This is a genomic window from Paenibacillus sp. Dod16 (assembly GCF_049893405.1).
Classification (GTDB): Bacteria; Bacillota; Bacilli; order Paenibacillales; family Paenibacillaceae; genus Paenibacillus_AQ.
Window position 1 is genome coordinate 1 of sequence record NZ_JBNDYG010000035.1, and the last position, 24,828, is coordinate 24,828.

Below are 24,828 nucleotides of genomic sequence, written 5' to 3' on the forward strand. Positions count from 1 at the left end.
TCCTAGTGATTTCGCAATCGATTTCATGGATTTCATGCTTTCTGATCCATTTTGATAACGCATAACTGCTTGTAATTTTTCGTCCGAACTAAAATTAGCCATAGAAAAAACTGCACCTCCAATGTTAGATGGTGTCTAACAATTGGGGTGCAGTTCATCGCCGGTGGTTTTTCTTGTCTTTACGTGTTTTCTTCTGTTTTCCGCTACCATGCAAAGTCTTCAGGCCAGCAAAAATACCAACCACTTTTAGTAGCACATCCAGAATCTTCACCAAAAGATCAAGTGACACAGCGTCGCCCCCTTTCGGGTAGCTTCGCCGTGTCAACATCCCACCGGTTACTTTGTCTTCTCTATTATACCATAATCAGGGTATTTATCTTTCTAGTTCTGGCCCTGGATTAGTTTTTGGGAGTTCAACTACATTGGACTTATCGCGGACCTTTGGCTCGTCTCGTTTCATAGAACCCTACGGCTACTTCTATAACTACATCCATACCAGGAATGATTTCTCTTTAATAACTTCCTGGATACGTTCTCTGTTCAAGTGATCGATCTCGCGGATAATGTTATTAGCTGTCTTTTGGATCTCTCCCAGTGCCTATCTAGCCAAGTTCACATCTTTAGCCCAGGTTGCATTGTAATCGGCGCTGTATGCATCCGTATCGAGTCCATCATATTTTTTTCACTTGCTTAGACTCACGGTCATCCCTGTCCTCGCCACGCGGACTTCCTCCGGAAGAGGCAGCTCCTTCCGAACGTCGACGTCATGAGACATATGGGTATACACCGTTTGGCGAGGCTTCACCTCGGCGAGCAGCTCTGCCGCTTCCTTCATGTCATAGACGGAGCGCGTCTCAAATTTGGCGGTTTCATGAACAAAGCTGGTTCCGAGGACCAGCAAATCCACGCCATTCAGCGGTTCCTTTTCCGCAGGGCTCAGATTAATCGAGTCGGAATTGTATACCCAGATGTACCCGTCCTTCTGAAACCGGTATGCATAAGAATATCCGTTCTGTCCATGGTTTACCTTCCAGCAGGAAATCTCCCAGCCGCCCAGTGAAAATCCATCATCGACTGGCGTCATCTCCATCTGTCGCGGGAGCCATGGATACTGCCTTACAATCTGCTCCAGCACCTCGGCAGGGGCGTATAACCGTCCCTTTTCCCTCTGCCATCTGCAGGCATCGCTCCATTCCGGAAGACCGCCGATATGATCAAAATGGGCGTGTGTAATCAGCATATCGCTCATCTTCCGCTTTCCCCGCCCCTCCATCATGGAGCGCCAATCCGGACCGCAATCGATCATGAAGGACGTTTCATCGCACTCCACCATAACGGCAGAGCGCAAGCGCCGATTGTTCCCCGTATTCCGGGCTTCCGTGCATACCTCACAATCGCAATATACCCGCGGAACGCCCATGGCATCTCCCGTTCCCAAAAAAGTCAATGTATCCCCGCTCACACGACATCCCCCATTTGTGTTTATAGATTTGTTCTTGTTTGCGTAAACCTTGTCCCTATATTGTATAAGCGCACGAAGAAAAAACAAAGACCGCCCGGATCATCCCGAACGGTCTTTCGTCATTTCGTCTTAAACGGTATCATAGCAATTCATTAAGCAAATGAGGGCTTATTATCGTCAACAGCTCCGCTGATGACCTTGACGTATTTCTTATCTACACCTTCCACAGAAGGACCAACATATACACTGTTCTTGCTTGGGCGTCTAACCGAGCGCTTCCGGGATTTCAGCGTACTCATCATCGGTACGGGTCCCCGAACCACCCAGCTGCTGCCATTGGCGGACCCCTGCGGATGACCTGACGTTCTCTTCTTCTCATTCCTGCTCACGACGAATCCCCTCCAACTAAATGCCTGATGGTACGAAGCAGCTCACGATTCTGTTCTACAACCTCCGCGAGATCTTCATCCGTAAGAATCTCATGTCCCGTAAAATGCACGGACAATACATGATTTACACCTAAAGGATAGCAGAACACATACACCTGCGCAACTTCCTCTTCGTGATAAAATGCCCATTTTCCACTATTATAGACATCTATCACGTAAATCGACTGGTTACTTGGCGAATGTTCCTTACTCCCATCGAACGGGAAATACCGTCCTCTACCTACATTACCCCCAATTTGGGCAATGCCTTCATCTCTTCGGCCCCAGAAGGCGGCCCCGGTCACCCTGAAATCCCCTGCAGCCGGCGGGAGCAAGGAATTTCGGACAGCTTCACTCAGTGCATGATATTTTTCCGCTTCATCACTCACATGCACATTTCGGTTATATTCCCAGAAAAAATGCAGCACGCTTTGCTTGCGCCTCAGCTCCGCATCCTTCTGTTCAATCACGGTGCTCGGGTTGTTGTAGAACCCTTCGGTTTCGATCGCGCTCAGTATATGCCCGCAAGCGACATCGACGGCTGATTTGTAATCGTCATCGCTTCGCAGTTCATATTCGAGCAGCGTTAAGCCCTGCAGGTCGGAGAGTAGATGGTAATCCTTAACGATCACGTCTTGAACGGAACTGCTGTCTGCCTCCACCTGATCCGGGATGATGCAGTACACCCTTCGCCGCCCGAGCCTTCCCCAATACAGTCCCATCTCGAATAGCGTGTTGTCGCGGGTAACAAATACATGTTTGCCTCGAATGAGTGCCACATCATCCGGAGAAAAGACGAACACACCAAAATCACTGGACGCCAGCTGCTTCTCCAAAGCTTCCATCGTATACAGGTTCGCCCCGAACGTTCCGCCGTACCAAGGTGTCACTTGGGCGGACCGTTTGAGCTGTTCGTGGATCGCCCTTGCATACTTGATGGCCTCTCTGGAAGAACCTATGAATAAATTCGGCTTCGGTATGGTCATAGGCACATCCTATTCTCCCTTTGTTATACATTTTAGTCTTATTCGACCATTATAACAAAGTTGCCTATTTTTGGGTGAAAATTATGGCAGGCGCATGTTGGTATAGTATATGCTAAGGTTTCAAAACAGACCCCATAAATAACCATGTGCCGGTGTCCCGATCTTCAATGGCAAAGAAAAAAGGGCGGTCAACATTCATGACGATCGGCTGGGAGGTCAGAGCAGCAGTTGTCTCGATCCCGACTGCTGTAATTGCAGCAGCCTCTGTTCCCTTTTCGCTGACATCAACTACGGTTTTGTGTTTTATCTTATCAATCCAAAATTTCTCTCCATCGGCTGCCATGGCGCTAAAATCAGCTGCATCGCTGTCGAATGCCTGAATCATCCCCAAACTTTGAAGCGCATTCGGGAGCTCGAAGGTCTGTTCCACCTTGAATTTGGGCAGCCCAAGCTGGATGGTCTCATGCGGGAAATCACCTTTCCAGACGGACGCATCCTTCCACAGCTGCTGCTGCAGCTCATCCATGGATGAGGATTCCTTCGGCAAGATGACCAGCATATGCATGCGGCCATCTCCATAAGGAATGCGGATCGCCTGCCAGGACTCCCCTTCTTTGTAACCGTATCGTCCTTCCCGCTTCATCATCGGAATTTTTTGAGTGGTGCCGTCAGAAAGCGTGAATTCTTCATCCACGGTATTCGCCGGATCAAATTCGTCCGTCCACCCGCCGTTAAAATAAATGGCATTGATCAGAACCGCAACGCCGCCCGGAGGCTTATCATATATCGAAGGAATCATGCCGCTCGTCTTGTCGTTCACCCACCGATTTATGGCATCCATTGCATCGGCATGCAACAAGTCGGCCTCCTTAACTTCAGCACGATAGCTATCCTTAACGGCCTGCAAATACGTCTTCTTCATCTCAAGGCCTGGCTGGTGCCAAACGGAATTGGCCACATTCAGCACGACGCCTCCCCCGTTCTCCAGCAATGATCGCAGCTGGCGGTTCCCATCGTTGATATCAGCCACATTCATGCCCTTCCAACCAAGTACGTCGGACATCTCGGCGGCCGTACCGCCCGCTGTCCCGTTATAGGCCAGTGCCAAAGCTTGCGTAACGCTATACGGGGAAATAATCAGATTATCACTTTTGTACTCCGGGTTATTCGCTAACGCCTGATGCAATCGTAAGCCAAAATCATTCTGCGCTTCCACCATGCCGGTATCAATCTTGGTCAATACCTCTTTACGTTCCTCAGCCGACAATTCCTTCACTTTGGGCAGCTTATCCACCATGGCTTGCGGTTCCCCTGACTGGATATCGCTGCCCTGAACGCAAGCGGTAAGCCCCATAAGTAAACATAGGCCCGAGAATATCATCCTTTTTCGCATATCCTTGTCCCCCTTCAATCTCAAATTCTTTGTCTATCTGCTATTGACGGAATGGCGTCACCTAATGTTTCATATAAAGGATCATTTATCCAAATTTAGTTGGCAACCAACTTGTTCACCGTTACAATGTAGAGAACCCGGACCGTACTTAAGCATGTACAGAATACAGAGCGAAAGGAATTTCTACATATGCAAAAAATTCGCCTTGAAGGCAGCAATGTGACGCTAAGATCCAGGAAACCCGAGGATACCCCGGTTCTATATAATCTGATCTATGGCACGAAGAATCCGGAATGGAAAAAATACGACGCTCCTTATTTCCCGCTCAAGCAGATTTCCTACGAAATATTTGAAACGCAGTGGAACGCCGACTTCGAAACCGATCAATTTCCGAGTGATTTGCTCATCGAAGCAGAGGGAAAGACGATTGGCATCGTCACGTTCTATTGGGAGCATGAAGCCTCACGCTGGCTGGAAGCGGGCATCCTGATTTACGATCCGAGCCATTGGAGCGGCGGATACGGCACGGAAGCGCTGTCGCTATGGGTGGAATGCCTGTTTCAAAATCTCACCATCGCTCGTGTCGGCATCACCACCTGGTCCGGCAATCCGAGAATGATGCGCTGCGCGGAGAAGGTTGGCATGCAGCTCGAAGGCCGTATGCGAAAGTGCAGATATTACGAGGGCGTTTACTACGATTCCATTCGCATGGGCATTCTGCGCGAAGAATGGGAAGCGCGGAAATTGAGCGTGTAGGGCAAGGATTGTACGGCACCATCCGTTTACATGGAAAACTTCCAGTACATGAGGCGTTATTCAGATCATCGCTTAATGTTCTATATATACAAATAAGAGCCGGCCAGGAGATCCTGGACGGCTCGCTTTTTTGTCTTTTTTGATCGACGGACCATGTACGAAACGCAGCTCAGCACGCGACTGACCCTCATGAACCCTCAATCGCTCCCGTTTGCCGCGAGCATCATAGACCGGCCAGCACCTGATACCAGACTCCGCGCTTGGAATACAGCGTCTCGCGCACCTGATCCCATCCACCCAGATACTCGATATCGAATAACCCCGGCGGGTTGGAAAACTGATCCTTCGTCTGTTCATACACCGATTCTTCAACTGGACGGAACCCATACTTCACGAATATGCTCTGCGCCTCCGGCGTGCGCAAGTACTCTACGAAAGCTGCCGATACATCCAGCGTGCCGTGTTTTTCAGCGAAACGCTCGACGACTGCAGCCGGATTCTCGATCAGCATCGTGTGCTGCGGCACAACGATATCATATTGGACGCCTTGAGCAATCCGGGCGAGCAGCTCGTTCTCATACGTGACGATCACGTCGCCGACCCCGTATTCAAAAGCCGCCATGGAAGCCCGCCCGCTTTTATCGAGCGATTCCACATTGCGGTGAACCGCTTCAAGGAAGGCTTTCGCTTCGGCAGGATCACGCTTTCCGTTCTCTTCCGATAGTTTCAGCCCCGCGCCGTAGATCGCGTTAATGTCCCACTGGGCGCCGCCCGAGGTCTTCGGATTCGGATACAGCACCTTGACGTCCGATCGGGTCAGATCGTCAAAATCCCGTATTCCTTTCGGATTTCCCTCGCGCGTGCCGAGAACGACAATCGATCGTGTCACCATGCCGTTATACGGCTGAGATTTCCACTCCGGGTCCACAAGCCCTTCCCGAACCAGCTTGTCGACATCCCCTTCCATGGCAAGCAGCGTTACGTCGGCCTCAAATCCGCCCGTGATGGCACGAGCTTGTGTTCCGGAAGCCTCGTAGGATTCCTGAAACCGAATGGTTTCTCCCGTCTGCTCCTTCCACTGCGCTTGAAAAGCAGGGATGATCTCGGACAGGGCATCTCTGGCCACGCTGTACGCGCCCAGAACGATCGTTCTCTCTCCCGCTCGGGATATCACTTCTTCGCGATCCGGCGAATCACTGGCGCATCCTGCCATAAAAAAACTGAAGAGAAGCGCCATGCCAACCAGCAGGAATGAGGTGCGTTTCATATTTAAGATCCGCATGAATGAATCCACTTCCCTTCGGATATTTAGAACCATCAGATCATAATTGGCATCGGGTCGACCTTCAATCGATTCTCCTCGATCCAGCTGTGCTCTTCATTAAAGAGATAAGCCCGGTGAACGAGAACCCGGACCTCTTGACCCGGGTACAGCGTTTCCTTCTCCAGTGAACGGTAGGTGATCAGCTTATGTCCCTTAACCTCCACCTCCACCAGCCATTCGCTGCCGCGGAAATGCAGATGACGGACGATCCCCGTCTCCGTTGCGGACAACACGCTGAAATCATGCTTGCTTCCAATCTCGATATATTCCGGACGAATCAGCGCACGCGTCGCATTCTTGTTAGCCGCTGCCTCAAATCCCTTCAGCTCGGCCGCGCTCGAAATCACGGTGGATTCGCCTATGAATGAAGCGACAAACGGCGTCTTCGGCTCCTTGTAAATATCCCAAGGCGTTCCCTTCTGCTCCACGCGCCCCTGATTAATAATCATAATTTCATCCGCGACTTCAATCGCCTCATCCTGGTCATGCGTAACAAAAATCGACGTAATGCCGACCCGCTCGATCAGCTCGCGAAGCCAGGAGCGCAGCTCCTGGCGGATCTTCGCATCGATGGCAGCAAACGGTTCATCCAATAAAAGCAGCTGCGGTTCGGGCGCCAGCGCTCTGGCAAAGGCTACTCGCTGACGCTGTCCGCCCGATAACTGGTGCGGATAGCGGCTCTCGAAACCTTTTAAGCCGGTCAGCTCCACCAATTCCATAACCCGGTCCTTGATTATGGCCTTGGGAGTCTTCTTCACCTTCAAGCCGAAAGCGATGTTATCAAACACGGTCATATGCTTAAACAAGGCATAATTCTGGAATACAAAGCCAATTCCGCGCTCCTGCGGCGGCAGATCATTAACCACTTGGCCATGAAAAGAGATTTGCCCGGAGTCCGGATTCTCAAGCCCGGCCAGCATGCGCAGGATGGAGGTTTTGCCGCCTCCGCTGGGCCCCAGAAGTCCAATCAGATGTCCCTTCTCAATCTCGAAGCTGACATCCTTGACGGCATGAAACGTACCAAAATGCTTGTTCAGATCGCGAACCTCCACATGCATATCAATGCACATCCTTTCTTTTTTTGGCCCATTCCATCAGCAGCAAGAGTCCTACCGAGAAGGCAGCCAATACCAATGCGACGCCATTCGCCGCAGCCACGTTAAAATTCTCCACATCCTGATATACTAACGTTGTCGCCGTCTGAGTTTTATTCATGATATTACCGGACACCACCAGCACCGCACCAAACTCGCCCAATGAACGGGCCACCGTGAGTACCAGTCCATATACGACAGCCCACCGGATGGAAGGCCATGTTACCTTTCGGAACGTTGTCCATTCGTAAGCCCCCAGCGTCGCTGCCGCCTGTTCCTGATCATTTCCAATTTCCTGCAATACAGGCATGACCTCACGAACCATGAGCGGAAACGTGACGAACAGTGTGGCGATTACCATACCCGGGAAAGCATATACCACTTTAAACCCGATCCCTTCAAAAAAACCGCCGATGATGTTGTCGGGTCCGAGCAGCAGTACAATCATCAAACCGCCAATGACCGGCGATACCGCATAGGGCAAATCGACAATGCTGTTCAGAATGCCCTTGATCTTTCGGCTCAGCCAATTCGCCCGTACCAGGTACAACGCCATCATGATGCCAAACAACGCATTGAAGAACGTAACGAATACCACTATAAGCCCCGTCATCATCAGGGCATGCAAGGCTTCCGGCCTGAACAAACCTTCGGCAAACCCGCTCAGCCCTTTATCAAACGCACCGATCGCAATTCGGGACAGGGGGATGATTAACAGAATAATAAATACGGCGTACGTAAGTCCGATCCACAGACGTCTCAAACTCGTCTCCCCCTCTGCTGTACGGCATTGATCACCCAGAGGATGATAAAAGAGAGGGTAAGGAGCAGAATAGATACCGCAGCCGCTCCAGCAGGATTATCGCTCTCGACCTCACCAAAAATAAAAACCGAGGCAATCAGTGTTCTTCCCGGAATGTTGCCAGCCACCAAGACAACGGCCCCGAATTCGGCTAATGCCCTTGAGAATGCCAGCATTCCTCCGCTGATAATCCCGGGCAGCATCGACGGGAGGATGACTTTAAAAAAAGTTCTCGTCCTGGAAGCTCCCATCGTATATGCCGCTTCTTCCTCCAGCGGGTCGAGCTCCTCCAGCAGCGGCTGAACCGCACGGATGACAAACGGAAACGTGACAAACATCATCGCTATCACAATCGCGGGCTGGTGGAACACAATTTCAAAACCCAATTTCTCTGCCAAACCACCGAGAAAGCTCCCGGGGCCCAGCAGCAGTAATATCATCAGACCGCCAACGGCTGTCGGCAGTGCAAAGGGCAGGTCGACCAGACTGTTCAGCAGCGTCCTTCCCGGAAACTTATATCGTATAAGCACCCATGCAATCATCGTTCCGATAAGCACGTTGATGAAAGTAGAGATGACGCCCAGCTTGATGGTAAGCAGCACAGCCTTCCACGCGATCGGATCCATAATGCTCTCCGTAAAATGACTCCATCCTGCAGAGAATGATTGCACATATACCCCAAAGATCGGCAGTACGATCAAGGCAAGAAAATAAAGCAGTACGGTACTTCGAAATCCCCAAGTCCAACCTTTATGACGAATCCATGTTGTCATCTCGTATCCCTCCCGCCTCCGGATGGCATTCCGGTCGACACTTTCGCAAACCATCTTTATATTTCCTATTTGTATACTTGGTTTTCTTTACACATACTTTACCAAAAGCGGAATCCCATCGTCAATCCATCTTTTGCACTTTATCGGGTAAAATAAAAGAAATGGTAAAAAATGAGGAGGTATTCTACATGCTGTATACCGGTGAATTGGAAACGCAAGGTCGCGATGAGATGAGGGATATTACAAGGGAGATCCACTCCTACGTGAAACAAAGCGGGGTCCAGCAGGGAACGGTCCTGATCTATTGCCCGCATACGACGGCGGGGATTGCCATCAATGAGAATGCGGATCCTGATGTGAAACGGGACATCCTGATGTCGCTCGATGAGGTCTATCCTTGGAATCATCCCAAGTATCGCCATGCGGAGGGCAACACCGCTTCCCACCTCAAATCGATCACCTGCGGCCCTTCCCAGACCGTGATCATTCAGAACGGGCACCTGCTCCTCGGACGTTGGCAGGGCATTTATTTCTGCGAATTCGACGGACCGAGGCAGCGCCAGTATCATGTGAAGATCATGGAAGGATAATCCCTTAAATAAGATGTTATGTTGACGCCAGCGTATGTATAACAGCACAAAAAGCAGACAGGCACATGCTAGGGGGCGTGGACCTGTCTGTGTTTTATTCATTAAGTGATTGACGTTTCAACGCTAGATCGTTGTAACGGATTGAAGCATCAAGCTGCACGTTTTGACCGTATTTAAACATCAGACCCTGCTGTACAAACTCCGGCATAACACTTTGATATGGGTAAGAGCGGCTGGTTTAATCTCATCAAAACCAATTCTGTCCTGAATATAATACGATATAAATCCATGCAGCGACAAAAACAAAGTCAACGGAACGGTTCGCCGTTCTTCCTCACTGTAATTCTCCTCAAGCAAATACTGACGGACCAGCATAGCAAACATTTCAAAACAGCGTCCCTGCTCAGAGCGACAGTAGGACAGCAGCTCTTCGTCCCGAATCATGAACATGATTTCGTACTGGTAAGGATTATCCAGACCGAAACGAACGAATTCCAGCATCAGCTGCTCCAGCTTCGATACCCCGTCACAGGGAGGCTTTCCCGAGACTTCCAACAGCAAATCACTTAGATCATTAAAGTCCTTCATGACAATGGCGTAGAAAAGCTCCGCCTTTTCCTTAAAATGATAATACAAGGAGCCGTGGCTATAACCCAGATGCTGCCCGATGCTTCGCATCGATATGGCCCTGTATCCTTTGGTTATGAACAAATGCCTGGCTGCTTCCAGTATCCGCTCTCTCGACAACTCGCGTTCGACTGCTCTTCTTGCCATATTATTTTATTCCCCTTCAATAAAATAAAGCCGCTCTCCCTCTGTGATCAGGGACTGCCCCTGTGTCAAATCCACCATCCAAGACATAAAGCTCTCCGCATCACCATCGAGCGGCAAGCAGGTCAAGGTCACCGTGTCGGCAAAGTTTGTCTCTCCCATACGAACGCCTCGGTTGCGTAGCTCGTTCTCCACTTTACCCAGCCAGGTATAATCCAGCTCCACGAAAATCTCCCGATGAAGAACCCTTGTAATCGGATCGCCTGACTCCATCGCAGCCACGGCTCCGTCGGTGTACGCCCGGATCAATCCGCCCGCACCCAGCATAATGCCGCCAAAATAACGCGTGACCACAATGGCTACATTCTTCCGCCCCTGATTGCGGATCACCTCGAGAATTGGCTTACCAGCCGTTCCGCTCGGTTCCCCGTCGTCCGATTGCTTCTGAATCTCATCCCGCTCGCCGATCATATAAGCGGAACAGTTATGGGTAGCATTCCAATGTTTTTTCTTGATCTCTTCAATAAAAGCGACGGCTTCCTCTTCGGTTTCAACCGGCATCACATGCCCGATGAAACGCGATTTCTTGATGACGATCTCTTTGGAGCCCGCCTGACGTACCGTTTTGTAACGATCCAGCATGAAACTACAACCACCTCTATATTGCCAAGAAAGCAGTCCACGGCAATGATATGCCAGCGGACTGCTTCCTTCAGCGTCTTACGTCTAATCCAATGAAAGTGTCAGGTTATTCGGAAAGTCTAGCTTCCAATTCGGCCTTCTCTTTCTCATACCCAGGTTTGCCGAGCAATGCGAACATATTTTTCTTGTACGCCTCTACGCCCGGTTGGTCAAACGGGTTGACACCCAACAGATAGCCGCTGATACCGCAGGCCTTTTCGAAAAAGTATACCAGATATCCGAACGAATAGGGAGTGAAATCTGGAATTGTCACAATCAAATTCGGAACTTGTCCGTCTGTATGGGCCAGCATCGTGCCTTGGAAGGCCTTTTTGTTAACAAAATCCAATGTTTTCCCGGTCAGGAAGTTCAAGCCGTCCAGATCGTCCGGATCCGATTCGATCGTAATATGCTCGGATACGTTCTCCACCTGAATAACCGTTTCGAAGATGTTGCGGCTGCCTTCCTGGATAAATTGACCCATGGAGTGCAGATCGGTAGAGAAATCGACGGATGCCGGGTAAATCCCCTTGTAATCCTTGCCTTCACTCTCGCCGTAAAGCTGCTTCCACCATTCGGATACAAAATGCAGGGAAGGCTCGTAGTTCACGAGGATCTCGATGCCTTTGCCTTTACGGTATAGCGCGTTACGAACCGCCGCATATTGGTAAGCTTCGTTCTCGGCTACGTTCGGGCTGCTGTATTCCTTGGATGCGTCAGCCGCGCCTTGCATCATTTCTTCAATGTTGATGCCTGCCGTAGCAATCGGAAGCAGACCGACCGCTGTCAGCACGGAATAACGTCCGCCCACATCGTCAGGGATGATAAAGGACTCGTAGCCTTCCTCGGTAGCCAGCTTCTTAAGGGCGCCCTTCGCTTGATCCGTCGTAGCATAAATGCGTTTGCGAGCTTCTTCCTTGCCGTATTTCTTCTCCAATTCCGCACGGAAAATACGGAATGCGATAGCCGGCTCTGTCGTTGTGCCGGATTTGGAGATGACGTTGACGGAGAAGTCCTTGCCTTCAATCAATTGAAGCAGGTGAGTCACATAGGTGGAGCTGATGTTGTTGCCCGCAAAATAGATTTCCGGTGTCTTGCGCTGGTCCTTCGACAGCTCATTATAGAACGAGTGCGAGAGCATTTCGATGGCCGCGCGTGCCCCGAGGTAGGAGCCTCCGATTCCGATAACGATCAAAACGTCCGAATCGCTTTGGATTTTGGCAGCCGCTTTCTGGATGCGCGAGAATTCTTCTTTATCATACTGCGTCGGCAGGTCGATCCAGCCCAGATAATCGGAGCCGGCTCCCGTACCGTTATGTAACTGTTCATGAGCTGTGCGGATCGGCTCAGCGAAATAATCAACTTCGTGCTGATTGACAAAAGTCAGTGCTTTACTGTAATCAAACTTGATTTTTTTAGACATGCCTTAAACCTCCTGTGAATTTAGAAATAGGATACTTTAATTTAATAAAGACCGCAAGCTTCGCGGGCCAACTGTCATCTATTCTTCATGCGCGGATCTCCCTTGCGCTTCCATTCCTCACAAACGCTGGCTTCGTTTCAGGGACCCATGCTAAGATAGAGTGGATCAGGAATCCATAATCGAAGGTGATATAGCTATGAAAAAAATCGGGTTTATCGGACTGGGCACCATGGGCGCTCCCATGGCCTCCAATCTGCTGAAGCAGGATTACGATGTGACCGTGTATAACCGCACCCACGAAAAATGCCGTCCGCTCGCCGAACAGGGAGCCTCCATTGCGGAGACGCCTCGTGAAGCGGCTGAAGGACAAGATCTTGTTATTACAATGGTAAGCAACGACCAATCCATCCGGGATGTATTCTATGGTGAGAATGGCCTGCTTGGCTCCCTGACGAGCGGGATGACCGTCATTGACTGCAGCACGATCTCCGAGAGCCTTGTCAAGGAAATCGCTTCCGCCGTAACCGGTCTGGGCGCTTCCTTCCTGGATGCCCCGGTAACCGGCAGCAAGCCTGCAGCGATAGATGGAACCTTGGTGTTCATGGTTGGCGGCGATGCCGCGGTCATCGAAGCTCATGCAGACGTGTTTGACACCCTGGGCAAAAAAGTCATCCACATGGGACCTAACGGAAGCGGCGCTGTCGCGAAGCTTGCGCATAATACCATCGTGGGCATTAACAATCTGGCGCTTGCCGAAGGCTTTGCCATCGCCGCGAAATCAGGCATTCCCGCTGACAATTTCCTGGAGCTCGTGCAGCTGGGATCAGCCGGCAGCAAAGCGGCAGAGCTGAAGGGACGCAAAATTATCGAGGGCGACTTCAGCAACCAGTTCTCGCTTGCGCTCATGCTCAAGGACCTTAAGCTGGCCTCCTCACTCACCGATGGCATCGGAATGCCTTCCCCTATGCTGAATCTGGCCAAGAGCCTGTTCCAAGCCGGTGCCAGCGAAGGTTATGGCGAAGAGGATCTTTCCGCTGTCGTGAAATGTTATGAAGCCTGGATCGGCCAGAAAATCGGCGAACAGCAGCAGTAATACCAGCTAAGCCATGCTTTGCCTTATACTGGCTCCTTTCATACTGGTTTTCGGATCATCCGGACCAGGAGGAAGGAGCCATTTTTTTGGTCAAATTCATGATTTCCCCCTCCAGAAGAAACTTTTTGCATTTCATTTCGTCTACTATGCAAAGGGAGGAATATACAACATGAAATGGACCACAGGTTTAAAAGCAGTGACAGCCACTGCGCTATTAACCACTGTACTATCTTCAGTAACAGCTGCATCACCGGCTTCTGCCGCAGCCAAACCTACCGCTTCGATTAACAATGTTACCGCGAGCGGCGAAGTGCTGGTCAAGCAGGGCTCCACCTTTGTTACCCTAACCGATCTCAAACCTCTGGGTAACTACGTCATGAAGTACGACAACAGCAAGAAACAGGTGACGATTCAGGGTGACCACCGAACGGTGATTCTCACGGCGGGAAGCAACCGCATGGAAGTGAACGGAGTTCAGAAGACGCTGCCTGCAGCCCCGCTGCTCCATAAAGGCAAGACCATGATTCCCCTGAGGGCCGTAGCCCAAGCTTTTGATGCCGACATCAACTGGAACGGTTCTCTCAAGACGGCTTATATCAATAAAGCAGATGCCGCTATGCTCGCTGACTTAAAGAGCTCCGATCTGGCCACCGCCAGGAATGCTGCTGCCAAGCTGCCTTATTCATCCCAACTGCAGAAACCTGAGCTGGAAATGCTCCCTGTGGAAATGCAGGGCGTGGATTATTATTTTCCAAAAGGCGAATCCAATCGCTTCTTCCTGGTCGATAACGACATCGCCGAATATTACGAAATCCAGGGCGGCGTCAAATATTTGAAATGGCAGGGCAAGCTGGATTACTCCGCCAAAGCGGCTGCGAATCAGAACCTGTTCTTCCTGCCCCCGATTCAAGCCGAGATCGGTAAGCAGCCGGATGCCAGAAACTGGACTGTAGCCCGATTCGTATTCCGTTATCCTTCCGGCGTCACCAGCTACCGGCTGCTCGACCGTAATCAGGAATGGAGCGAAGGATACGTAGAGCTTGATAACCGGGCTCCCGGATATAAAGGCGAGATCGTGACGATCCCGGAGGAATAAGTCCATTATAGCAACCAACGTTAACGGCATGCGTTGATATCCGACATTGACAATAAGGGTTCAAAGCCAACGGCTTTGAGCCTTTTTGTTGTGTATTTACGGACACGACATCACATGCGGCATTTCATCTATTACATGGTTGGATAAGAGCAGCAATAATCCGTCACGGTGCGGATTTCCAGCTTAAAGCTTGAATTGCCCGGAACGTTAAAGGTTGCAGCCCCTTGAATCTCTAACCACTCCTGCTCTCCAGGCAGCAGGACACGCAAATCGCCCGACAAAATTTCCATAATCTCAGGGCCATCCGTTCCGAATTCATAGCTTCCCGGAAGCATGATGCCGAGCGTTACCTTCTCGCCATTCTCCAGCAGCACCGTACGGCTGGTTACCTTTCCCTCATAGTACACGTTGGCTGCCTTTGTAACGGTAGCATTCTTAAATTGTGACATGGACAAACTCTCCTCCTCCAACATAGTTATGGCTTGATATATGGACGGCACCCGCATAATGCGGGTGCCGGAAAATCAATATGGAGTTAGATCCGCTTGCATTACAGCAAGCCTTTTACGCGGCTAACCACGTTCTCAACGGTAAATCCGTACTCGGCAATGACGCGGTCGCCAGGAGCCGAAGCGCCAAATGTGTTGATGCCCAGAATGTCGCCTTTGTCTCCGACATAACGCTCCCATCCGAACGGATGTGCCATTTCAATAGCCAGACGGGCTTTTACGTCAGGAAGCAGCACGGAATCTTTGTATGCCTGATCCTGGCTGTCGAACAGATCCCAGCTCGGCATGCTGATGACGCGTACGGCGATTCCTTCTTCAGCCAACGCTGCTTGCGCTTTAACGGCAAGCTGAACCTCGGAACCCGTTGCAATGATTTGAGCTTGCACGTTGCCATCCTTCGCGTCGGCTACAACATAAGCGCCGCGTTTGATGCCTTCACGTGCATGATCCGCCGTGCCTGCAAGGATCGGAAGATTCTGACGAGTCAGCACCAACGCTACCGGACGGTCTGTGTTCTCAACCGCATAAGCCCATGCCGCGGAAGTTTCGTTGGCATCCGCAGGACGGATCACCGTCAAGCCTGGAATGATGCGCAGGGAAGCCAATTGTTCAATCGGTTCATGCGTAGGACCGTCTTCACCGACAGCGATGCTGTCATGAGTCAGTACATACGTAACCGGCAGCTTCATGATCGCAGCCAGACGTACAGCCGGACGCAGATAATCCGTAAATACGAAGAACGTACCGCCGAAAATCTTCAGTCCGCCATGGAGAGCGATACCGTTCATGGCACCGGCCATTGCGAATTCACGAACACCATAATACACGTTACGGCCTTCGTAGCTGTTCGCTGTGAAAGAGGCCAGGTCGTTCAAGTGTGTCATAGTGGAGCTTTCCAGGTCAGCCGATCCGCCGAGCAGCTGCGGTACGCCTGCAGTCAACCCGTTCAGCGCTTTACCGGAAGCCACGCGAGTGGAAACCGCTTTGTCATCCGTGCTGTATTTCGGAAGGTCTTTGTCCCATCCTTCAGCCAATTCGCCGGATTCACCGCGCTCGAATTGCGCCGCCAGCTCAGGATAAGCTTCTTTGTATTTCGCAAATTGATCAACCCAAGCTTGATAAGCTGCAATTCCGCGCTCTTTCACTTTGCCGAAATGCTCGCGCACTTCCTCAGGCACATAGAAATCCTCTTCATATACCCAATTATAGAAATCCTTGGTCAGCTTCGCTTCATCAGCTCCAAGCGGAGAACCGTGCGTACCGCCATGGCCGCCTTTACCTTGTTTGTTCGGGCTGCCGTAACCAATGACGGTCTTCACTTCGATCAGCGTCGGACGGTTCGTATCGGCTTTCGCTTCCTCGATCGCTTTCTCGATCGCAGGCAAATCGTTACCGTCTTCTACGCGCAGCACTTGCCAGCCATAAGCATCAAAGCGCTTCGCTACGTTCTCGGAGAATGCCAGGCTGAGCTCGCCGTCAAGGGAGATATCGTTGGAATCGTACAACATGATCAATTTGCCAAGCTTCAAATGACCTGCCAGGGAAGCTGCCTCGGAAGCCACGCCCTCCATCATGTCACCGTCGCCGCAAATCGCATACGTATAGTGATCCACTACGTTGAAGCCGTCTTTATTGTAAGTCGCGCCCAAATGAGCTTCAGCCATTGCCATACCTACAGCCATAGCCACGCCTTGTCCAAGCGGACCTGTCGTTGCATCTACGCCGGCCGTGTGGCCGAATTCCGGGTGACCCGGGGTTTTGCTTCCCCATTGACGGAACTGCTTGAGATCCTCAATGGACAAGTCATACCCGCTCAGGTGAAGCAGGCTGTAGAGCAGCATGGAGCCATGGCCTGCAGACAAGACAAAACGGTCGCGGTTAATCCACGCCGGCTGGTCCGGGTTATGATTCATCGTCTTCGCGAACAGTTGGTAGCCCATAGGTGCAGACCCCATCGGCATGCCCGGATGACCGGAGTTGGCTTTTTCGATCGCGTCGATCGCCAGTGTCCGGATCGTTGCGATGGACAGGTTGTCGATCGTTTGGTTATGTTCAGTTGTCATGATTCGTCCTCCTCAAATCTTTTCCATAGTAAGCTTCGAAAATGAAGGCTTCTTACGTCCCTCCAGCCCCAATCCACATGGTATTAGAGCAGTTAGGAATGTTGAGAATATCATTTTGACTCTTATTGTATCACCACACGTCTTTCATTTCCATAACGTAATTGTCAAAGTTGTGTAAAAGCCGCCAGGGCGAACGACATCCCCCTTGCATTATTTCCCTTAATAGTCCGGTTATAACCGGATTCGACATCCGTTAAACGATTTTACGGACATCGGCGGCATGGAAAAAGTTACTTCATTCGACAATTAAAAAAGCTTCGGCCGAAGCTGCACATTATACAGCTTAGGCCGAAGCGTGAGGCGGCACATCAGCGCGTGCCGCGTTTTTTGGCTTTGAGGAGGCGATCCATGGAGGAGCCTCCTTCCGGAGCCGGCCCGGTCTCCCCGGGCCGGCCGCTGCCGTCCCCCTGCGCCTTCGGCGGCGGGGGCGGGGGTGGCGTGGGCGCGCTTCCCTTGCGCGCGCCCTGGCTTGCGGCCGGCTTCGCCTGCGCCGGCCGCTCTTCCCGCAGCGGGGCATTCACCCGCTGCGAATCGCGCGCCTCCGGCGGGGCCTTTCGGCCCCCTGCCGGAGCTGCGCTAGGTGCCGGGGCGGGGTTCCCGCCCCCGGCGCCCTGGCCCGCGCCGCTGCGTTCGCGCGCGGGCGGGGCCTGCGGCGGCGGCTTCGCGGAGCTGCCGCCGTAGAACTGGGCGGCGCGGGCTTTGCGCGCCGCCAGCCGCTCGAGGCCGGCGTCACGCGCGGCCTCGCCGGCAGGTGCAGGCCGCCTGCGGAGCAGGGCGGCCAGCCTAGCGCCGATGGCGCCCCATGGCAGAGCCAGGCGCCGCACGGCGATGTCGGCGACCCACAGCAGCAGGGCCGCCACCAGCAGCGGATAACTCCAATCATGGAGATTCATCCGCGAGGTCGCCTGCCGGTCGAACACTTCGGCCGGGTTATCCCAGGATAGCACGCGGCCCCCGGTTATCTCGGCCAGCCGCTTCATGGCTTCCTCGCCGCTGCCGGAAGATAGCCGGTATTCCGGCGAATACGGCACAACAAAACCGGTGCCCGGCGCGGCTTGCAGCGGCTCTTCCCCGCTGGCATCCTCAAGGGACATGAGGAAGGCTCCCGGCTTGGATACGTTGACGAGTCCGGTATAACGGCCGGGCGCCTCCTGAATGAGCTCTACCGTCTGCTCGCCGGCTTCATCGTCCCCGATCACCGCATTCAGCTTCTCCGGCGGACTCTCGCCCTCTGCCATAACTTGGACCTTTACTTGGTTGCCGGCCGTCTCGGTAGTCACTTCATAGGGCGACGACGTAAACTGCGGGAATGTCCACTTCACGATTTCAGTCAACGTGTTGGCAAAGCCGGACCACGATACCCATTCCTTGGACCACTTTCCGCTTAAATCGCTCGTCCATGCCACCGTTCGTCCGGATCCGTACTGCCATCGTGACAGGATCGGGTCCGGCTCCGGGCTCGACAGAATCGTCTGGGCGGAAGACTTCGGCGTTGTCGCTACATAACCATACAGCCCCGGAACGCCCTGCTGGAACAGACTCGCCCAATCGGCCGGGTTCTGAACGGCCGGGACAAAGGGTTTATCCACGATATAGGATTTGGCCAGCATGACGGCCTCCCGGCTGAATACCGCCGGCAGCGTCGTTTCATCCTCAACGAAGTAATACCGGCCTTTGGCCGCATCCGCCAAGGATTGAAGCAGGTTGGTATCGGCATCCATCCCGACCGCCACCGAAGACATCGTAATTTTGTTCTCCACCATCGTATCGGTCAGATCCTGATAACCGGAATTCATGGCGGACTGCCCGTCGGTCATCAGAATGATATGTCTGCGCTGGGTTTTAATCTTCAGCATTTCCTCAAGCGCCGAGGAAACGGCAGGATAGATGTTGGTCCCGCCTGCGCTCGGAATCGACTGGATGCTGCTGAGCACCTCTTCCTTGTCCCCGAGCTTCTGCGGCGGAACGACCCACCACGGCTGATCGTCAAAGGCGACAACGCCGACCGTATCCTTGGCTCTCAGCAGCTCCACCGTTCGCATCGCCGATTCCTTGGCCAATTCGATTTTGTTGCCGTCCATGCTCCCCGATCGGTCGATGACGAGTATGAGGCCCAGAGATGGAATCTCCCGCTTGCCTTCCAGCTCCATGGAGACCGGCAGCGCCTTTTCGATCGGGGTTTTAAAATATCCGCCCATCCCGAAGCTGTCCTCGCCGCCCGCCATCATAAACCCGATGCCAAAGCTTCGGACCGCCTGCTCGATCAGCTCCATCTGCTTGCCGCCGACGTCACTGCCCGAAACGTTATTAAAGATGATGCTGTCGTATACGGCATACTTGGCCGCTTCCAGCGGGAGCAGTTCCGGCGGAATCACCTCGGTGCCGATCATGCCGGACTCGAGGGCTGCCGTGATATTCCCCGACGTTCCCGGGGTTCCTTCCACGATCAGTACGTTCGGCGGACCTTCCACCCGGGTGAAATCGAACGCTGCATTATTGGCGGACGCTTCATCCCCGTCCATGAAGATTTCGGCACGGTAACGATGAAGTCCCGGACTCTTGGCCAGGCCTTTCACGGCATACCGGTTCTCGCCCGGGGTGACGTCCACGCGTTCCCGGCCGATCTCACGGTTGTCCTCATAAATGCGCAGCTCACCGGAGGTCTTAAACGTGCTGCGGATCATAACCTCCACATAGAAAGACTCCGCTTGATACAGCTTATCCGGCACCTTCAGCTCCTCCACCGCAACGTCACGGATGGCCTGCTTCGGCGTCGGAAGCACATCAACCGCAATGCCCCGGTCCTTCAGCAGCCTCCCGGCCGCTGCCATGCTGCCTACATTCTCTTCCCCGTCCGAGATCAACACAATTCTGGAATCGCTGTTGCCCTCGAACAGGCTCCCCGCGAGCTGAAGACCGGACTCCAGCCCCGTAAACTGCTGCTCCAGCAGCGCATTAAGAGAGGCTCCTGCATTCTCTGCAGAGGTTAACCGCCGTTCTACAGCGCCCTCAAGCCCCGTAGAAACAACGGCCGTGCCATCCTTCTCGCCTTTTGCCGAGAGAGAATCGTTAATCCAGCTCGCGATCCGGGCTGAATCCCCCATACTGTCGGAACGGTCAGCCAGATATACAACCTGTTTATCTCTTAGGACGGTAAAGCCATGCAAACCCGAAATCATAAGAATCAATAATAGAATGACGCAGGTTCTAAAGAATAAAGCCAGTTTCTTCCGAAAGCCGTTTAATCGAAAATCCGATTTGTATGCATAGTAGAGAAATAATCCTGCAGGAATCAACAGCAGCAGGAACCATGGTTGGCTAAATTGAACGCCCACGCTGGTACACCCCCCATTCTGCTGCGATCACAGCCAGTGCCAAGACAGCAAGCCATGGCATTAACGAGCCGGCGCGGTTTGCGGTTTCGTTGCTGCCGGATGTCCCGGCATGCTCTCCCGCTTCAGACTCATCCAAGTTCGGAGCCGCTTGACTTACGACCGGCCCCTGATCGTTGCTCCAATCCGCCTCGTATGGATCCGCCGTCACGGCCAGCCAGAACCTAAGCTTCTCACCCGCTTCATTTTGCTGTTCAAAAGCGTACAGCCCCGGATATTCCGGCACAAGCTGTACCGGCGATATCCCTTGCTCATTCCGGAGCGCTTCCGCAGCAGGGATGCCGCCAGTAAGAGCAAGACCGCTCGCAGATACCCATTTTGCCGCTACCGTATCCGCCGCAATCGGTATATCCGCTTGCGCGCCAGCCATATAGCGGCCAAGGCCGCTTCCCTTGCCCGAGGTCATCCACTCCAGTGCATTGCTTACCATGACCGGGAATTCCGGCGATAATGGAAGATCGCTATCCTGAAGCAGGAAATGAAACGACAAGCGCGGTCGCCCGTTTTCGCTTCCCGCATAGACGATCGGTTGATCCCCCAGCTTTATAACGGGCTCTCCCCAGGCAGGGGCCTGTTCCACCAGCGTGCCAAAATAGACGCCCGACAAGGTTACATAGGCGGTCACCGGATGCTTGGAAAGCACGGCGCGCCCCCCTTGGTTGCCGACTTTGGCACCTTCTCCGCCGATCGTCCATAGCGGCGTTTTGGCGGCCAATTCCGCCCACTTCCCTTGCTTGAACCCTTCCGGCACGTCCCCGTCGATGACGAGCAGATCAAATTCGCCTTCGGGCACGGGCGGTACATCCGCAGCTGTGCTGCCCTTACCCGCCTCCTTATCCTCACTGCCATTGTCCTCGACGGTCTTGTCTTTGGACTCGTCCAAAGCAACCCGGGTGACTTCGGCTCCGCTTAGCTGCAAGGCCTTCTCGAGAAACAAGTTGCCCGAAGTCAGCAGAAGCACGCGCGAAGATCCATGACCCAAACCGAATGCAAAGGATTGATTGTCTGCGGCATATCCGTCATCCTGCGACAACTCAAGCCGGTACACTTCCGCAAACGGCAGATCGGAAAAGGATTCGGTTGATTTTTTACCAGGCTCCAGTTCAAGCATCTTGCTGGTCAATAGCTGTTCATCCCCGTAAAGATTCACTTCAGCCGACATCGATTCCTTGGCATTCGTGCTGAGGACAGCGACCGCCCCATAGGATGAACCTGTTTCACCCTTGGGTGAAATGCCGAATTGGTCAATGGACACGTTAAGAGGGAGCTCCCCCTGCACCTTCTCTACGGATACCGGAACCTGAAACGTTATGGGAGCCGTATCCTGTTTCCAGTAGCTGTCCGTAAAAATAACGACCTCTGCATCACGCTCTTCCCGTGTCAGAGCGGAAGCGAGCGATAAGGTTTCCCTGTAGGATGCCTGGCCGTAATAGGGCCGCAGCCCATCCACAGCCTTATCAATGACGGTGCGGTCGCTTTCATGGGAGACCAGCGTCATGGGACTTGCTCCCACGGACAGGAGGGTGATTTCGCTCCGTCTCCCTTGGTTCTTCACGTATTCCTTTATTCGTTCCTGCATCCATTGCAGCCTGGATGCGGCTTCGCCTTCAGCCGATGGCTGAATCTGCGCGCTCATGCTGCCCGAGGTATCGGCAACGATGACCACGTGGGCGCTGCCTCCGCCAGACACCTGCAGAAAAGGCTGCATCAGTGCGAAGACCATCAGCGCAGCAGCAAGCAGCTGAAGCCACAGCAGAAGCCGGTTCTGCAGCTTCTGCCACGGCCTGTTGGCCTCCAGGTTCCGAAGCACCCGCTCCCACAGCAAATGGCTGGGAACGGTTGTATCGACATATTTTCGTTTGAACATATACATAAGCACGATGGCCGGCAGCGTTAAACCGAACCATAGACTCAGCCAAGATTGAATCCCCAACGTGTCCCCTCCTTACTCCCGTGGACCCTGACTAACACGACTTGGACGTTTTCTCAAAGCATTGGATGAAGGCCTGTCATCTGTTCCTGTTTTATTTCAATGAATTCTCTTGTTGTTTCTTCTAAATAGATCACAGACAGGTGCTCATAAAGCCTGCATTTCATAGGTGAGTATTCACCGGTGTTCCCCGTCTATCAGCTACCCAAATACGTATGAAGTTCGGCAGATGCTTGGAACGGGGCCCTGCATGGGATCCCGCTCTATCCAGTAACCAGCCCAGCTCCCGCAAGCACCCCGAACATCGCATCCGTAAGTGGCATGTCCGCCGGAATGAGCACGTAAGACATCCCCCGCTCCGCGCACACGCGGGACAGCATCGTCCGGTACCGCTCCAGTTCCTCTTTGTAAGCATCGAGCACTTTACCCGTCAACGCCACTTCCTTGCCGCTCATCGTTTCGCTGTCGACCAATCGCAAATCGCCGGTCAATTTAGGCTCCAGTTCTTCCCTCGACAACACATGCACAAGCACCACTTCCTGCCCGGTGCCGGATAAAAGGGAAAGCGCCCTGAACAACTCCTCCTCGCCGCCCTCGAGCCAAAAATCCGAGAACACCCAGGTCATCCCCGGCTGCCGGGGGAGTGCGCCAGGAACCGCAAGCGCTGCGCCCAAACTGCCTTCGCCTCCCGTTTCTGCCCCTTGCAGGAACGAAAACAGGCGATGGGCCGAGCCCTTTCCTCTCATGATCGGAAGGCGGGCGTTAATCGAACGGCTGTAACAGGCGATCTGCAGTCTGTCGTAAGAGGACAATGCCATGTAGCCGATGCTTGCGGCGAGTTGACGTGCGAGCAGCCATTTCGGACTTTCCTTCGTTCCTGCCGGATCTGCAGCAGATGGTTCGGATGACGATGACATGACAGCCCCCATCGATGCCGAGCAATCCACGAATAGACTGACCGTCAGCTCCTGCTCGTCCATGAATTGACGCACGAATGCTTTTCCCGTACGAGAATAGACGCCCCAGTCAAACCTGCGGACATCATCGCCGGGTGCATACACTCGATAATCGGCAAACTCGAGGGACGATCCGAGCCGGCGGGATCGCCTCTTTCCCTGCAGCGTCCCGGCAACCCGCCGCTTGGCATCCAGGCTCAGCCGCTCCAGACGCGGAAGCCATTCCGGAGGAAGCAGGTGCCCGCCCCCGCTCACGCGGATGCCTCCAGCGCTTGCAGAACCTCCTGAATGACATGGTCTGTCGTAATGCCGAGCGCCTGCCCCTCGAAATTCAGGAACAAACGGTGGCGCAGCGCAGATAAAGCCACGGCGCGAATATCCCCTGTCGATACATGCATCCGCCCGCTGCACAATGCACGGACCTTGCTCACTGATATGATAGATTGAATGCCCCGCGGTCCGGAACCGAACTGAACGTATTTTCGCACCGCCTCCGGGGCCGCTGCCTCTTCGGGATGCGTCATCATGAGCAGACGAACCGCATAGTCCAAAATCTCCTCGGCAACCAGCACTTCCCGGGCTCCGCGCTGGATTTCCAGCAGCTCGTCGCCGGTCATTTGCCGTTCCACCTGGAATTCGTGGGAGGACGTCGTCCGCTTCACGATTTCCTTCAGTTCATCCGCGCTTGGATACGACACTTCGATCTTCAGCAGAAAGCGGTCAAGCTGCGCCTCCGGCAATGGATACGTTCCCTCGTTTTCCAGCGGGTTTTGCGTGGCAAGAACGAAGAAAGGTTTGGGCAGCTGGTGGGTTACCCCACCCACCGTGACGGTCTTCTCCTGCATGGCCTCCAGCAAGGCGCTCTGGGTTTTGGGCGTGGCCCGGTTAATCTCGTCGGCCAGCACGATGCTGCTGAACAGCGGACCCTTTTGAAAGGTCATCCCGGTGTCCCCATGCTGCCCGAACGACAGGATATTGGTGCCCGTTATATCGCTCGGCATCAAATCCGGCGTGAACTGTATGCGGGAAAAGGATAGCTCCAACGCTTCCGACACCGTGCGGACGAGCATCGTTTTACCGAGACCCGGAATCCCCTCCAGGAGGGCGTGCCCTCCTGCAAAGATACACCAGAGCATTTGCTCCACAACATCCTGCTGCCCGACAATCACCTTGCCGATATGTTCCCGCAGGCCCGATATTTTCTCCATCCATTCCTGTGGTCTCACTGCTATATCCGACATGGACG

The 24,828-nt window shown here is 53.2% G+C and carries 22 protein-coding genes; 4 read left to right on the top strand and 18 right to left on the bottom strand.

Going from position 1 to position 24,828, the window contains the following annotated elements:
* Window positions 1-154: 154 nt before the first annotated feature.
* The 5 genes from ACPV3A_RS23900 to ACPV3A_RS23920 form a co-directional block, all read right to left on the bottom strand.
* On the bottom strand, window positions 155-289 hold the full coding sequence (locus ACPV3A_RS23900) for a hypothetical protein (RefSeq protein ID WP_258394733.1): 135 nt from the start codon (window positions 287-289) through the stop codon (window positions 155-157).
* A 393-nt stretch (window positions 290-682) separates the two neighbouring features.
* Window positions 683-1,420, bottom strand: coding sequence for an MBL fold metallo-hydrolase (locus tag ACPV3A_RS23905; protein WP_426201767.1), 738 nt, complete (start codon window positions 1,418-1,420; stop codon window positions 683-685).
* 194 nt (window positions 1,421-1,614) lie between these two features.
* On the bottom strand, window positions 1,615-1,851 hold the full coding sequence (locus ACPV3A_RS23910; RefSeq protein ID WP_071222624.1) for a hypothetical protein: 237 nt from the start codon (window positions 1,849-1,851) through the stop codon (window positions 1,615-1,617).
* A complete protein-coding gene (locus tag ACPV3A_RS23915; protein ID WP_113061508.1) occupies window positions 1,848-2,876 on the bottom strand; it encodes a TIR domain-containing protein in 1,029 nt (342 codons plus the stop codon). The genes ACPV3A_RS23910 and ACPV3A_RS23915 overlap by 4 nt, the downstream gene beginning before the upstream one ends.
* A 112-nt stretch (window positions 2,877-2,988) precedes the next feature.
* Window positions 2,989-4,269, bottom strand: a complete 1,281-nt coding sequence (locus ACPV3A_RS23920) for a serpin family protein (protein WP_220684018.1) — start codon at window positions 4,267-4,269, stop codon at window positions 2,989-2,991.
* Between the two features lie 189 nt (window positions 4,270-4,458).
* On the opposite strand from ACPV3A_RS23920, the gene ACPV3A_RS23925 reads away from it, so the two are divergent.
* Window positions 4,459-5,025 carry a GNAT family N-acetyltransferase gene (locus ACPV3A_RS23925; RefSeq protein ID WP_426201630.1) on the top strand — a complete coding sequence of 189 codons (567 nt, stop codon included), beginning with the start codon at window positions 4,459-4,461 and terminating at the stop codon, window positions 5,023-5,025.
* A gap of 223 nt (window positions 5,026-5,248) precedes the next feature.
* Here the strand turns inward: ACPV3A_RS23925 and ACPV3A_RS23930 are convergent, their stop codons facing one another.
* Genes ACPV3A_RS23930 through cysT form a run of 4 tightly spaced genes read right to left on the bottom strand, consistent with a single transcriptional unit; the run spans window position 5,249 to window position 9,018 of the window.
* Window positions 5,249-6,307, bottom strand: coding sequence for a sulfate ABC transporter substrate-binding protein (locus ACPV3A_RS23930; protein ID WP_194544382.1), 1,059 nt, complete (start codon window positions 6,305-6,307; stop codon window positions 5,249-5,251).
* A gap of 35 nt (window positions 6,308-6,342) precedes the next feature.
* A complete protein-coding gene (locus tag ACPV3A_RS23935; protein WP_071222619.1) occupies window positions 6,343-7,407 on the bottom strand; it encodes a sulfate/molybdate ABC transporter ATP-binding protein in 1,065 nt (354 codons plus the stop codon).
* Window position 7,408: 1 nt separating this feature from the next.
* A complete protein-coding gene (locus tag ACPV3A_RS23940) occupies window positions 7,409-8,206 on the bottom strand; it encodes a sulfate ABC transporter permease subunit (protein WP_426201632.1) in 798 nt (265 codons plus the stop codon).
* Entirely contained in the window at window positions 8,203-9,018 is an 816-nt protein-coding gene (gene cysT / locus ACPV3A_RS23945) for a sulfate ABC transporter permease subunit CysT (protein ID WP_071222617.1), read from the bottom strand. The genes ACPV3A_RS23940 and cysT overlap by 4 nt, the downstream gene beginning before the upstream one ends.
* A gap of 188 nt (window positions 9,019-9,206) precedes the next feature.
* Between cysT and ACPV3A_RS23950 the strand changes: the two genes are divergently transcribed.
* Window positions 9,207-9,608, top strand: coding sequence for a secondary thiamine-phosphate synthase enzyme YjbQ (locus ACPV3A_RS23950; protein ID WP_220684017.1), 402 nt, complete (start codon window positions 9,207-9,209; stop codon window positions 9,606-9,608).
* Between the two features lie 180 nt (window positions 9,609-9,788).
* Here the strand turns inward: ACPV3A_RS23950 and ACPV3A_RS23955 are convergent, their stop codons facing one another.
* The 3 genes from ACPV3A_RS23955 to ACPV3A_RS23965 all read right to left on the bottom strand — a co-directional run bounded on the left by ACPV3A_RS23955 (window position 9,789) and on the right by ACPV3A_RS23965 (window position 12,483).
* Window positions 9,789-10,382: a TetR/AcrR family transcriptional regulator gene (locus ACPV3A_RS23955; RefSeq protein ID WP_113061516.1), complete on the bottom strand. Its 594-nt coding sequence runs from the start codon at window positions 10,380-10,382 to the stop codon at window positions 9,789-9,791.
* A 6-nt stretch (window positions 10,383-10,388) separates the two neighbouring features.
* Window positions 10,389-11,021, bottom strand: coding sequence for a YigZ family protein (locus tag ACPV3A_RS23960; RefSeq protein WP_194544385.1), 633 nt, complete (start codon window positions 11,019-11,021; stop codon window positions 10,389-10,391).
* Window positions 11,022-11,127: 106 nt separating this feature from the next.
* The gene (locus ACPV3A_RS23965; RefSeq protein ID WP_194544386.1) at window positions 11,128-12,483 is read right to left on the bottom strand and encodes a glucose-6-phosphate isomerase; all 1,356 of its coding nucleotides are present in this window, start codon (window positions 12,481-12,483) and stop codon (window positions 11,128-11,130) included.
* 196 nt (window positions 12,484-12,679) lie between these two features.
* Between ACPV3A_RS23965 and ACPV3A_RS23970 the strand changes: the two genes are divergently transcribed.
* Both ACPV3A_RS23970 and ACPV3A_RS23975 read left to right on the top strand, forming a co-directional pair.
* Complete coding sequence (locus tag ACPV3A_RS23970; RefSeq protein WP_220684015.1) at window positions 12,680-13,576, top strand: NAD(P)-dependent oxidoreductase; 897 nt, start codon at window positions 12,680-12,682, stop codon at window positions 13,574-13,576.
* 169 nt (window positions 13,577-13,745) lie between these two features.
* Window positions 13,746-14,672, top strand: coding sequence for a copper amine oxidase N-terminal domain-containing protein (locus ACPV3A_RS23975; protein ID WP_220684014.1), 927 nt, complete (start codon window positions 13,746-13,748; stop codon window positions 14,670-14,672).
* Between the two features lie 131 nt (window positions 14,673-14,803).
* Here the strand turns inward: ACPV3A_RS23975 and ACPV3A_RS23980 are convergent, their stop codons facing one another.
* The 6 genes from ACPV3A_RS23980 to ACPV3A_RS24005 all read right to left on the bottom strand — a co-directional run bounded on the left by ACPV3A_RS23980 (window position 14,804) and on the right by ACPV3A_RS24005 (window position 24,823).
* Window positions 14,804-15,121, bottom strand: a complete 318-nt coding sequence (locus tag ACPV3A_RS23980; RefSeq protein ID WP_194544389.1) for a pyrimidine/purine nucleoside phosphorylase — start codon at window positions 15,119-15,121, stop codon at window positions 14,804-14,806.
* A 101-nt stretch (window positions 15,122-15,222) separates the two neighbouring features.
* On the bottom strand, window positions 15,223-17,244 hold the full coding sequence (gene tkt / locus ACPV3A_RS23985; RefSeq protein WP_426201635.1) for a transketolase: 2,022 nt from the start codon (window positions 17,242-17,244) through the stop codon (window positions 15,223-15,225).
* 368 nt (window positions 17,245-17,612) lie between these two features.
* A complete protein-coding gene (locus tag ACPV3A_RS23990; protein ID WP_426201637.1) occupies window positions 17,613-20,639 on the bottom strand; it encodes a VWA domain-containing protein in 3,027 nt (1,008 codons plus the stop codon).
* On the bottom strand, window positions 20,623-22,629 hold the full coding sequence (locus ACPV3A_RS23995) for a vWA domain-containing protein (RefSeq protein WP_426201639.1): 2,007 nt from the start codon (window positions 22,627-22,629) through the stop codon (window positions 20,623-20,625). The genes ACPV3A_RS23990 and ACPV3A_RS23995 overlap by 17 nt, the downstream gene beginning before the upstream one ends.
* A gap of 260 nt (window positions 22,630-22,889) precedes the next feature.
* A complete protein-coding gene (locus tag ACPV3A_RS24000; protein WP_071222607.1) occupies window positions 22,890-23,837 on the bottom strand; it encodes a DUF58 domain-containing protein in 948 nt (315 codons plus the stop codon).
* On the bottom strand, window positions 23,834-24,823 hold the full coding sequence (locus ACPV3A_RS24005; protein WP_071222606.1) for an AAA family ATPase: 990 nt from the start codon (window positions 24,821-24,823) through the stop codon (window positions 23,834-23,836). Before ACPV3A_RS24005 ends, ACPV3A_RS24000 begins: the two co-directional genes overlap by 4 nt.
* Between the last annotated feature and the right edge of the window lie 5 nt (window positions 24,824-24,828).